Here is a 12,249-nt window from a genome sequence, read left to right on the forward strand (position 1 = left end):
CTCCAGCACTCCAAGTGCAAACGCTGCTACCAGTACTGAATATGGTATCACTGCGGTGCAGGCAAAGTCATCAAATAATCAGTTATCTTCTTAGCCTGTGCCGGTGTTATGGCGTACTTAGGCATAGACGTGGGAACCAACTCAAAGAATCGATCTTTCTTAACCGCTTCTGCCTGTGGATTATTTATATGCGCATTAACGTAGTCGCGTCCATTTGCACCCACGCCGTCTAGAGATGGGCCGGCATATCCACCCTTATGGCTGATTTGATGGCACTGGGCACATTTGAATGTTTCGTACAAGCGATGCCCTTCTTTGGAATCGTTAGTTTCCGAATCCGGTTCGAACTTCTTTTCGCTGCTGAGCTTTGGAACGTGAATATCGCCGTGATAAGTCTTCTCTTTGTCCTGAACTTTTGGCGATTCCGTTTTCACCGCGTTTTTCTGCTCACCCGCATCGCAAGAAACAACAGTAGACAACAACGAGAGAGTAAAACAGCTGATTATGCCGACTGCGCTGAATGGGAAGCGCTTTTTAAACATACTTTGCCACCATTGACGCCAATACACGTTCAATAGTAGAGGATAGTTAAGATCAATGCATCAGTCAAAAGTACTATCCGAGCTTTTCCGGATAGAGTCGACAAGCATACTGATAAGCGCTAAATCTGATGCGCGCTGATACTGCTTAGACCTGCTCCGACTCCGATCTGCTCCGACTCGAATATTTCTACGATTCGGACTTTGAAGGAATCAAGCTGAGACAAAGGGAGACAACCGCCAGAATGGCTTCAAAAACTTCTACGAAGAACGAACGAATACTAAGCAATAGGACGAACCCGACGAACAACATCATTTGCCCATTGGATTCAGTACTGAGGGATGCCTCCGAGTCGGTATGTGTGTCAAAAAGCATCTAAAATCCTCCTTCGATTGCTCGAATGAGTGTAATCATCATTTTGTCGGTCAGTGGTAAACCGTGATCTTGCGGTACTGGTGGACTTCTACAAAGAGGACATCATTGCCTCAGCATAATCATGCATCCTAACTGTGTCCGAAGTGTAACCGCTGAAGCGTTACCATGGTGTTACCAAACGTCGATCGACGCCGATTTAGTCGGTATTTCGCACAACCGATTACTGGTCAACACCAGACTGCAGAGCTGCAGGCTTCTTGCTCAACACTTTGGCGTGAACGTTTTCTTCGGCAGGTTTAGCCACGCGAGCAATGAACTTATCGTTTGTCTCCCAACGTTTCGGTTCCTCACCAGTCAGCTCTTTCAAGTGTTGGCGCGCCATACCGGCCGTTTGCTCGTCTTCCCACTTCTTATTGTTTGTTGGGCTGAGACCGTTCTTGAAGGTCAAACCTTTTTCAGCACCTTTGGTGTTGCGCAAAACAACGAGCCACTCCTTGACACATTCTTTGAACATGCCTGGATCGCGATCGACTTGCTCTTCCATCTGCTTTTCCAGACAGATAGCCAGATACTTGTGGGTATCGATATCGTCGTCGTTCCCGCGCATTGATTTGCGCAAATATTTGACAGCCTGACCCCATTGCTGCCGATTGATGGCAACTTCGGCGCGAAACAGATAAGTCTCAGGAGTGTTGTGAGCCAATCCTAAGAAGTCTTCGTTTTGAATCGGTCTATAGCCGTTCGAGTAGTAGCCGGCACTGCTCTCGTCCTGGGCGTGCGACGGAGTTGGTTGAAACAAACAAGTAACACTGAGACAAGAGATTGTTGCTGCAATCAGCCGGAACATTCTTGAATTTCTTGCACTGATCATCGATTTGTCGTTTCCTTGTTTTCAGCCGCCGAGCACCATACTGGTTGATGAGTCGGTCACGCTATTGATGATGGCGAAACCAACAATGACTGAGTTTTCAATAATAGGTCTTTTGTCCCTAATCAGCCAGTAAGATGTCCTAATTCCAACAGTTCTGAGCTTTATTTAAGTATTCAAGTAGTGAGACCAGGTGACATTTGCACCGCACACAGTGTCATCTTTCTGCATGCTAACCAGGTGAAATGGTCCAGCTGCCTGGAGAGTTAAAAATCATTCATGGATTTAGGTGCGGGAAAAAAGTCCGGGTGGTTGTAAAGATACTAAAACCTTCCCCAGAATTTGACGCAACACTCATCCTCTTCTTTCCTGCCCTCATATGGAAGAATAGACGACGCTGTTGCGATATCAGCAACAAGTAAGGTGGGGAACATTTTGTTGTCGCAAACAGAACAATCAGAAAAGTCCGGTGTCGTAACTCCAAAGCAATCTTTTGGAAACTACCGCTATGTAATTCTCGGTCTTGCCTTTCTAATCACTCTCGTTAATTACATGGATCGCGCATCAATTTCGTACGCGATTGGACCGATCAAGAAAGAATTTGGCCTGGATGATAGCCAGTTTGGTGCTGTACTGGCAGCTTTTGGAATCGGGTATGCCGTTATGACTCTGGTTGGAGGCATTATTGTAGACCGCTGGGGCGCGAGGAAAGTCTGGCCGGTTGCGGCAATAGCCTGGTCTGGATTTACTGCTTTGATGGGTTGTGTTAGCGGCTTTCCAGCACTTCTGTCGCTGCGTGTTTTGCTTGGACTTTCGGAGGGTCCGCACTTTCCAGCACTCACACGAGTGGTGGCAGATTGGTTGCCGCAATCGGAGCGAGTGAGAGCAACTGGTCTGGGACTGTGTGCTGTCCCTCTTGCATCGGCAATCGGGGCGCCACTGATTTCAACGCTGATCATTACTGTCGGTTGGAAAGCGATGTTTCTGGTCATGGCATCAGCCGGGGTAGTTTGGGCAGGCATCTGGTATCTGATGTTCAGAGACTATCCGCACTCGAGTAAGTTTGTCAGTGAGGCCGAACTCAACCACATCAGAGAAGGGCAGAGCAGTGACCGTTCGGTTAGTGATGCCGATCGGCGCGATCAGGAGCGCAGCGATGGTGGCACAACCTGGCGCGACATGCTCACAAACCCTTCCTTCATCTCCAACAACATTGCATATTTTGCCTTCGGTTATTCACTCTTTTTCGCCCTGACCTGGCTGCCTGGTTATCTCGAACACGCACATGAAGTAAAGCTGGAGGATGCGAGATTTATCCTGATCGCTCCGTGGCTCACCGCCGCAATTCTTTTGCCGGTGGCAGGTTATCTATCAGATTGGTTGTGGATAAAGACAGGAAGCAAACAGATTTCCCGCTCTTACTTGATCTGCATCTGCCAGCTGATCTCCGGACTTGCGTACGTGCCACTGCTATTCAATCCGCCTTTGCTCACATCGATGATTTTTATCTCGCTGGGAGTCGGTTTCGGCATGATGCCCAATGCCGCCTTTTATGCTATCAACTGCGATCTCGCGAAAGATCGTGCTGCTACCAGTCAGGGTCTAATGAATTGCTGCTCGGCAATCGCTTCGATTATGGCGCCTGCGATAACCGGATTGATCGCGGCAAAGACCGGCAATTTTGCAGGTGCCTTCGCTCTTTTGATCTTCTTTACTCTTGTTTCAGTCGTTAGCGTTGGTCTCGTGCAGCGCCTGGACGGGCAGAAGTAATTTTTTTCTTCTGTGGTTTCGCAGCCGATTTCTTCCGTTGTTCGGTTTTCGGTAGCGATGCACTGCGGAAACTTTCGTTTGCCAATCTGATCAAATAATCCGACTCTTCCAACGCTGCTTCAGGCGCTTTGAAATAGCCCAGGTTAACGGTTTTACCATTGCGATCGTATTCGAAATACTCTTTCTCGAATTCGGTTTTCACAGGAACGCCATCTGCGTCTTTAGAATCTTTCAGGTAAAGAACATCATCGATGATGATGGCAAACATCCGTCCGTGCGCAAACAAGCCGATGCCGCCAAACATTCGTTTGGCGACAACTTCAGACCATGGCGCAAGCAAATCTAAAACATGCGCAGTAAACCCGTCATCCTCGCGCCGCTTCATTATTCAATCAAGCACGTTTCAAAGTCGCCGAAATTAAGCCGTAGGGCTCATCTGTGGTTACGAAAATTTCGCTTTTGTTCTCCAGATTGAACGGCTGCAAGTTAAAAGGCAGCCGATGCTCATTTGGCATCATGATCGTGATTTCGCTGACTTCAGGAGCACGCTGAAGAGCAACCTGCCCAATTTCGTTGATCGTATGTTGTACCGCGAGGCTGTGGTGAGTGGCAAAGCACTCGAGTATAGTGGCTCTGACGGTATCATAAGTCTTTTGGAAATCAGGATTTGCGGACAGATAGTGCCAGTGGCATGACACACTTGTGCCGAATATCCGATCTTTTACGTCCGGCAAGGTTGTGTGCTCGTCGCGGACGAATCCCCAGAATTCAGAATCAGTAGTTTTAACCAGTTTCAATCCTTCAATGCCGGATTTGAACGTCATTGAATCTCTGGTTCCTTTTATCTCGGCGACATGCTTTTCCGCACCTGCACCGAAGAATGAATGGGCGTGCTCTTTTCCGTCGACAACAATGCGTTGCCACAATTCTTCGGCCAGACGAACTTTGACGCTGCTTACTTGTTTGTAAGTCTTCAGATAGTGCTCAATCATAAACTTGCCGAAGGACTCGATCGTGTCGAGAGGATGTTGACTGGCTAGAACATAGACCATATTTTTCATCGAATCGGTCGCCACAACCTGACTGTTGTCGCCGACTGTATAGGTGCGTTCAAAATCTCCTTGCAGTTGGATGTCTACGCATACTTCCTTGAAAACATGACGGTCTTTGAGACGCGTCAATTTGCTCAGACGCACTCTCGACTTACCGTATGCATTTTCTACCAGAACGCCTGCAACGCGGGTTTCCTTTGCTATCGTGCTTTGCTCCGAACCGCTCATCTCGGCATCTCCCTGCAGCTATTGAGCAGAAAATTATACGACTTTCTTAAGCGATGTGCCTTAATCTTGAGGCTCAACTGCCTCGGTAAGTCGAATAGCCAAATGGGCTGAGCAAGAGGGGTACATGATAGTGCTGGCTGGGATCTTTCACCTCGAATACAATGCTCACCGTTGGGTAAAAGCCATGCTCGTTTTGTGATTCATAGTAGCTGTGAGTGTCGAAAGTGAGGCGGTAGATACCTTCAAGCAGGTGGAAACCGTCTTTGATCAGGTCAGGCAAACGACCGTCGAAATTTGTTTGTCCTGAGGCAATTTCCTTCCATTCCTCATCGTTTTTGAATTCAAGAACGACCTTTATACCGCTGCCAGGGCGGCCTTTTGCAGTATCCAGAACATGTGTTGTGATTGCGCTCATAATTTTTCCAGTCGTAGTTTGGTGATTTTTACTTGTTCGGCTGCCGCTATGGGCAACTCGCTCGATGGGTCATTTCCGAGACGTTGCTTGAGCAGTGTCAGCATCTCCTGCGCAGATTTACCGGTGGCGCAGACGATGAAGATGTAGCCGAACTTCTGAAAATAAAGCTCGTTAGAAGCGGCGAGATCGGCAGCAACTTCATCTGAAATTCCGCGCGCCCCAGCCTGTTCGTTCTGAGCCCAGTTTTTGGTGTCGCCATACTTTTCTTTCAGGCTTTTGATGTCGCCGATTTTTGGATGGGCTGCGAATGCGTCCATCCAATCAGCTTCAGTCAATATTCTGAAAGCTTGCTCGCAGTTTTCGAAAACGGCGTCAAGAGCGGCGTATGGTCTCGACTCAACCATCTTTCTGACCCAGGTTTCACTGCCGCAGCACTTGCGAAAAATCTGGGCAGCTTCGCCGTCACTAAGTTCGTTGATACTCTTTACGTCCATCGCTCTTTTCTTGCTTCGCGTCTCTGGTGGCAGTCGCAGGCAGTGTACACCATACTCTGAAGCGACTGATGCCGCCATCAGGAACGATGTTCAAACGCAGATGCGTCCACGGACCCTGAGCCAGAATCTCCTTTTCAAAAAAGTGTCGATGATCTGCTTGCAGCTTCGTTTGAGCAACGACTTTTGTCCATTCGAAACTGGCAGCAGTAAGATTGTTCATCTCCGCCCCCGGGGCATAGCAGGCATCGATCCAGCAGGAGTCGGGGAAATTGCCCTTATAGTGTTTGGTATCGACTTCGATTTTCTTGAGAATTCCAGGTTGAGCCAGCTCGACGATCGACCAATCATGTCCCTGATCTCTGCGTCTTCTGGTTTCCCAGCCATCGCCCATGTTTACACCGGAGCCCGGCATGATCATGTTGTTTTTATTGCCGAAGAACATGTCGTTGCACGCCACCACACTGCCACCATTTTCGACAGCGGCAAGGTCTATTTGCTCATCTGGCTTAATGGCAGCCCAGTGCTTCGAAACCGTTCCGTAGACCTTTAGCCTGGCCACACCGCCATCGGGATAGATGTTCAAACGTATGTGTGTCCAGCGGTTCGAGTCTGAAACTGCAAAAATATTTTGCGATCCTTGCTTCAATGGAGACTTGGGCAAAATTTCGGTCCACTTTGCCTCAGGAAGCTTATCGTCCGCCATATCTTCTTCCAGATAGAGTGCGTCTATGGAAGCATAGGGTGGGTGATTACCGAGGAAGTTGTTGGTGTCGATGTCTACACCCTCTATGACCCCGGCTGTGCCCAGTTTAAGTATGCACCAGTCGTAACCAGGAACGCGCTTCCGGCGGGTTTCCCAGCCGTCCATCCATTTGCCGCGGTCTGTGTATTTGTCGGCGATCCAGACTCCTCGACCGGGCTTGATCAGGTTTTCTTTCTCAGCGAAAAACTCGTCGTTGGCGAGCAGCACTTTGCCACCCAGTTTCTCCGAGGCAAGATCAATGAATCCGCTAAATACTGCCGCTGTAAAGTCGGAGTTTCTTTCCATTTTATGTTTTACTCTCCACGCGTTCTCTCAACAAAAACTGTCCTACAGGCTCAGAGGAAAATTGACCATTGTTATAGACCAACTGCCCTCGAACAAATGTTTTTTCAACTTTGCCAAATAGTTCCATGCCATCGTAAGGAGTGACCTTGTGGCGGTGGTGAATGATCGACGCATCGATTTTGGTTTTCGCCTCAGGATCCCAGACAACGATATCAGCGTCGTAACCCGGCTTCAGGTGCCCCTTAGTTTGAGTCAGTGCCAAAAACTTCGCCTGACCGTGAGTCAGCAATTTCGACAACTGGTCGACTGTTACACCACGCTCCCTCGCCTGCGTCCACACAGTCGGCAGAACGAATTGCAAGCCGGATATGCCGCCCCATGCCTTTTGCAAGTTACCCTCGTCGAGGAACTTGAGACTGGGTGAACAAGGAGAGTGGTCCGAGACGACAAAGTCGATAGTGCCATCCAGAAGAGCAGCCCAGAGTTTTTCACGATTCTCGCGTTCGCGAATAGGCGGTGCGCATTTGAATCTCGGGTCACCGTCGGCGATTTCCTCTGCGGCGAAGGTAAGGTAGTGTGGGCAGGTTTCGACGGTAAGTTTCACGCCCGCGGCTTTAGCCTTTTTTATTGCTTCGATAGCATCTGATGACGAGAGATGTACGATGTGAACTGGGCAATCGTGCTTGCGCCCCACTTTGATCATCAAATCAATGGCGTCGTTTTCCCAGCGTCGTGGGCGAGAGTGAAGGAAGGCATGATATGAGGAACTGTGCTCGCTCCAGTCGTCGCAACGAGAATCGTCACATTCCATCTCGGCGTGCACAAGCAGTGGCACCCGGCGACGTGCCAGAACCGGCATGGAAGAGTCAAGATCCTTTTCAGTCACGTTCGGGAAATCGTCAATGCCTGAGTGAATCAAGAAACATTTGAAACCACGCACGCCTGCATCGATTAAAGGCTCGAGGGAAAGAGTATTTCCCGGCACAACGCCACCATAGAAGGCACAGTCGACAGTGAGTTTACCTTTGGCCGCTGCCAGTTTTTCTTCCAGCGCGGTCAACGAAGTCGTAACCGGGTTGGAATTGAGAGGCATATCAGCAATTGTTGTTATGCCGCCCGCTGCTGCCGCTATCGTCGCCGTTTCAAACCCTTCCCACTCGGTTCGTCCCGGCTCATTGACGTGCACATGAGAGTCGATCAGCCCCGGCATGACGACGGAATTACCCGCTTCATGGATGTGGTCGAGACCGTGACCATCAGGAACGTCAACTATTTTAGAGATGCGCCCATCTTCTACGATCAGACAACCTTTTTTAATACCATCGGCGGTGATGATGCGGTTGCTGGAAATACCAAATTTCGAAGCCATATTGAGACCTGCTAATTCAAGTATCTACACTGTTAGTTCAAGTATCTGTATGCATCCGTGGTCAGGAATTCCTCGAAATTCTCGCTTTCTACAAGGCGGTCCAGAATCTCGGCTGCTTCCTTGTATCGGTTGTCTGGAGCGGTGCCGAGGATCTTCAATTGGGAGTCGCGAGTTTGCCTGTACAATTCTTTCGTAACCGCTCTGCCGTCGTCTAATTTGGCACCACATATGATCCACTGCCACAACTGCGCCCGCGATATCTCGGCGGTGGCTGCGTCTTCCATCAAGTTGTGAATGGCAGCCGCACCTGTTCCTCGCAGCCATGATTCGATGTATTGCAACGCAACATCGACATTATTGACGAGACCCTTTTCAGTAATCTGCCCACCCTCGATCTTGACAGCGAGCAGTTCAGTGCCTGCAACAACATCATCGAGTTGCTTCGACTTCTGGTTGGGGTTGCTGCCCAGAGTCTTATCAAACACTTCTTTAGCCACAGGCACGAGATCCGGATGAGCGACCCAGGTGCCATCGAAGCCAGTGCCGGCCTCCAGTTCCTTATCCTCTTTGACTTTGGTCATCGCTACTTCATTGATAGCAGCGTCCTTTCTGCTTGGAATAAATGCCGCCATACCGCCCATGGCATGTGCACCGTGGCGATGACAGGTCTTTACCAGAAGTCTGCAATAGGCTCTCATGAAAGGCACTCGCATGGTGATCTGGGCACGATCGGGCATCAAGAACTCTTTGTGACGTGAAAACTTTTTGATCGTGCTGAAGATATAGTCCCATCGTCCGGCGTTGAGCCCGGAGGCATGCTCTTTCAGTTCAAACAGAATCTCTTCCATCTCGAAGGCAGCCATGATCGTCTCAATCAGTACCGTAGCTCTAATGGTGCCTCGTGGAACTTTCAGCTGGTCCTGGGCGTAGTTGAAGACATCGTTCCAGAGCCTGGCTTCCAGATGGCTCTCCATCTTGGGCAAATAGAAGTAAGGACCGCTGTTGCGCTTCAAAAGCTCATGTGCATTGTGAAAAAAGAAGAGCCCGAAATCAAACAGGCTGGCCGAAATTGGCGCACCATTGACGGTGACATGACTCTCAAGCAGGTGCCATCCGCGTGGTCTGACGATGAGAGTGGCGATTTTTTCATTCAGTCTGTAAGACTTGCCTTCAGGGCTATCGAAGGAGAGTGTCTTGCGTACAGCTTCTTTCAGATTGCGTTGACCTTCGACCACGTTATGCCATGTCGGTGATAGGGAATCTTCCAGGTCAGCCATAAAGGCATTTGCGCCCGAATTAAAAGCGTTGATCATCATCTTGCGTTCACAGGGTCCTGTGATCTCAACTCGTCTGTCAGCCAGGTCGGCTGGCGCCTCTGCTACCTGCCATTTGCCTTCACGCACACCGGCCGTGTCAGCCAGAAAATCGGGATATTTCCCGGCATCGATATCTTTCTGTCTGGCAATTCTGTTGCTCAACAGTTTCTCGCGGGTCTGATTGAATTGACTGTGCAAATCTGCCACAAAGTTGAGCGCATCTGGTGTGAGAATCTGCTCGTATTCTGGTGTTAGCTTCCCCAAAACTTTTACTTGCTGCGCTACTTGCGTCATTTCATTCCCCCTGAGTGGCTCGGAGCGTTTTCAACGAATTGAAGTGCACGGTGATGTATTGTCAGTTGCGGATTTGTGTAGAGCCTGTCTGCGGCTGCCCGACGACCGGCAGCATGAGCCGCAACTGTACAACCATGTAAGTGCCAGGTTATATTACACTCTATTCGCTTTGGATATATTACCGAGCTGAGTCTTGCTCAAAATCGGACCAGCACAGAATTTGGCACGAGAGGAGCAGCTTGACATGTCCGAGAAATCAGCTATCCAAGCTGTGCCAATAACGCGCGAAGCGTACGCGCCGTACGGTTCACTGATTTCCGCGGACGACTCGCTACCTTTTAGATATGCCAATATGCGCACTGCCAAGCGATTTGACCATCTGGCGGAAGTGGTTAATCTGCGCAGCGAGACGGCCAGGCTGAATCTTTGTGTGTTCAGTTGCAGCCCCCTTGCCGAAGCGCCTCTGCAAATGAAACTACTGGAGAAGCATCAATATTCCACGCAAGTGTTCCTGCCAATGACGAACAAGGCAAGGTTTCTGGTTATCGTCTGTCTTGGTGGTGATGAACCTGATTTGAACACGTTGAGTTGCTTCGAGGCGACAAACGGTCAGGGAATCAGTTATAGACCGGGTGTGTGGCACTATCCGATGACAGCGATCGGCGAACCTATTGATTTTGCCTGCCTGGTTTGTGAGGACGGCTCGAAGGAAGATTGCGAGGTGCACACTTTCAAGTCACCTATTGAAATTTTTCCTGCTGACTTGTAATTTCGACCGACTGTGTGAAATCAGTTATTTATTCAGAAAACCAGTTCAGATCAACAATCTGGAGTTGTCAGGCTTATAAACTTACTCTGTTGCACAGGATGTGCCCAACTGTGGAGGAATGCGCGTGCGTAGTTTTGTACGTTTGGCTTTGAGTGTGGTCGCACTGGGAGCACTTGGGCAGCCCTTTTTGCCGCCGGCTTTCGGCGAAGTTAGCTGCGTAGCGGAAGTGAAATCGGCGCCTGCCCACCCCGGCATAATTTTTCATCAGTACTATCTTGGATGTTTGTCGCACGCTTCTTACCTGATTGGCGACGAAGCCACGAAAACTGCAGTGATAGTCGATCCCCAGAGAGACATCGACCAGTACATAGCAGACGCCGAGAAGAACGGGCTCAAAATCACCCATGTATTTTTGACGCATGTTCACGCTGATTTCGTAGCTGGGCATCTTGAGCTTCAACGCAAGACCGGTGCAAAAATTTGCCTCGGTGCTAAAACAAGCGCCACCTACAAATTTACGGGCTTCAAAGACGGCGATACGCTTGATGTAGGCAACGTGCGATTCAAAGTTCTGGAGACCCCCGGACACACACCTGAGGCTATCTCTATTCTTGTTTTCGACACGAAGAAGGACACGGCTAGGCCTTATGCGGTCTTGAGCGGCGACAGTCTTTTCATAGGCGATGTCGGTCGCCCTGACCTTTTGTCTTCAAAAGGCATCAGCGCTAAAGAGCTGGCCGAGATGGAATATGATTCTCTGCACAACAAACTCATGACCCTGCCCGACGAAACTCTCGTGTATCCAGCACATGGTGCCGGCTCTCTTTGCGGAAAAAATATGAGCAAAGAGACCGTCTCTACAATCGGCGAGCAGAAGCGCACAAATTACGCGCTGCAGCCGATGAGCAAAGAGAAGTTGGTGGAGCTGCTCACTAAAGATTTGCCGCCGGCGCCGAAATATTTCGCTTATGACGCAGCATTCAATTGCCAGGCGCATCCGTCCCTGGATGAACTTTTGAAGAACCTCAAGCCTCTCAGCGTCGACGAAGCACTGAAGTTGAAGAACTCGGGCGCCTATTTGTTAGACGGACGTGAGTCAGATTCATACGCCCGGCAACATGTAGTCGACAGCGTCAACATTCCCCTCAAGGGAAGATATGCGACGTGGGCCGGCACATTCATCGATCACGAGAAACCAGTCGTAATCATTTGTGATCCTGGTCAGGAAAAGGAAGCTGTCATGCGACTTGGGCGCATCGGACTGGACTCTGTCGCTGGTTACGTCGGCGGCGGTATCAAAGCATTCGATGGACGAGTTGATCTCGTTAGAAATAACGAGCGTGTCACTGCACAGCAACTAGCAAAGCTTTTGCAATCAGAGAAACCACCTTATGTACTGGATGTACGCAGCCAGGGTGAGTGGCAGGCTGCTCATATAGAGAACACACATCTTTTGCCGCTTAGCGACATCCTCGAGCACGTCGACACTCTGCCGAAGGACAAAGAAATAATCATCATGTGTGCCTCCGGAAATCGCTCTTCCACTGCAGCGAGTCTGTTGAGTCAGCATGGTGTCACACACCTCACCGATCTGCGCGGCGGCATTGAAGGCTGGCAAGTTGAGAAGCTGCCTGTGATCTCACAAACTTCAACTGACGGCAATGATAAGTCGGGCAACTTGAAGCCAAATTGCAGTGTGAAGACTCAGTGA

The 12,249-nt window shown here is 49.7% G+C and carries 12 protein-coding genes; 3 read left to right on the top strand and 9 right to left on the bottom strand.

Translation table 11 applies throughout. From position 1 onward, the window contains the following. Nucleotides 1-47: 47 nt before the first annotated feature. On the bottom strand, nt 48-542 hold the full coding sequence (locus EKK48_21030; GenBank protein ID RTL38397.1) for a cytochrome c: 495 nt from the start codon (nt 540-542) through the stop codon (nt 48-50). A gap of 593 nt (nt 543-1,135) precedes the next feature. Further along, complete coding sequence (locus tag EKK48_21035; protein ID RTL38398.1) at nt 1,136-1,786, bottom strand: hypothetical protein; 651 nt, start codon at nt 1,784-1,786, stop codon at nt 1,136-1,138. A gap of 435 nt (nt 1,787-2,221) precedes the next feature. On the opposite strand from EKK48_21035, the gene EKK48_21040 reads away from it, so the two are divergent. After that, a complete protein-coding gene (locus EKK48_21040; GenBank protein RTL38399.1) occupies nt 2,222-3,553 on the top strand; it encodes an MFS transporter in 1,332 nt (443 codons plus the stop codon). Here the strand turns inward: EKK48_21040 and EKK48_21045 are convergent. The 7 genes from EKK48_21045 to EKK48_21075 form a co-directional block, all read right to left on the bottom strand. After that, a complete protein-coding gene (locus EKK48_21045) occupies nt 3,513-3,938 on the bottom strand; it encodes a TfoX family protein (GenBank protein ID RTL38400.1) in 426 nt (141 codons plus the stop codon). The genes EKK48_21040 and EKK48_21045 overlap by 41 nt on opposite strands. Nucleotides 3,939-3,945: 7 nt before the next feature. Beyond that, nucleotides 3,946-4,833, bottom strand: a complete 888-nt coding sequence (gene pucL, locus EKK48_21050) for a urate oxidase (GenBank protein RTL38401.1) — start codon at nt 4,831-4,833, stop codon at nt 3,946-3,948. Nucleotides 4,834-4,906: 73 nt separating this feature from the next. After that, entirely contained in the window at nt 4,907-5,248 is a 342-nt protein-coding gene (gene uraH / locus EKK48_21055) for a hydroxyisourate hydrolase (protein ID RTL38402.1), read from the bottom strand. Continuing rightward, nucleotides 5,245-5,742 carry a 2-oxo-4-hydroxy-4-carboxy-5-ureidoimidazoline decarboxylase gene (gene uraD, locus EKK48_21060; protein ID RTL38403.1) on the bottom strand — a complete coding sequence of 166 codons (498 nt, stop codon included), beginning with the start codon at nt 5,740-5,742 and terminating at the stop codon, nt 5,245-5,247. The genes uraH and uraD overlap by 4 nt, the downstream gene beginning before the upstream one ends. Then, nucleotides 5,714-6,790: an allantoicase gene (gene alc / locus EKK48_21065; GenBank protein RTL38404.1), complete on the bottom strand. Its 1,077-nt coding sequence runs from the start codon at nt 6,788-6,790 to the stop codon at nt 5,714-5,716. The genes uraD and alc overlap by 29 nt, the downstream gene beginning before the upstream one ends. A gap of 1 nt (nt 6,791) precedes the next feature. Beyond that, nucleotides 6,792-8,159 carry an allantoinase AllB gene (gene allB, locus EKK48_21070; GenBank protein ID RTL38405.1) on the bottom strand — a complete coding sequence of 456 codons (1,368 nt, stop codon included), beginning with the start codon at nt 8,157-8,159 and terminating at the stop codon, nt 6,792-6,794. Between the two features lie 32 nt (nt 8,160-8,191). Then, complete coding sequence (locus EKK48_21075; GenBank protein ID RTL38406.1) at nt 8,192-9,769, bottom strand: malate synthase A; 1,578 nt, start codon at nt 9,767-9,769, stop codon at nt 8,192-8,194. Between the two features lie 244 nt (nt 9,770-10,013). Here EKK48_21075 and EKK48_21080 point away from each other — a divergent pair, with 244 nt between their 5' ends. Both EKK48_21080 and EKK48_21085 read left to right on the top strand, forming a co-directional pair. Then, on the top strand, nt 10,014-10,538 hold the full coding sequence (locus EKK48_21080) for an ureidoglycolate hydrolase (GenBank protein ID RTL38407.1): 525 nt from the start codon (nt 10,014-10,016) through the stop codon (nt 10,536-10,538). A gap of 253 nt (nt 10,539-10,791) precedes the next feature. Continuing rightward, nucleotides 10,792-12,249: an MBL fold metallo-hydrolase gene (locus tag EKK48_21085; protein ID RTL38556.1), complete on the top strand. Its 1,458-nt coding sequence runs from the start codon at nt 10,792-10,794 to the stop codon at nt 12,247-12,249.

It is taken from the genome of Candidatus Melainabacteria bacterium, from assembly GCA_003963305.1.
Classification (GTDB): domain Bacteria; phylum Cyanobacteriota; class Vampirovibrionia; order Obscuribacterales; family Obscuribacteraceae; genus PALSA-1081.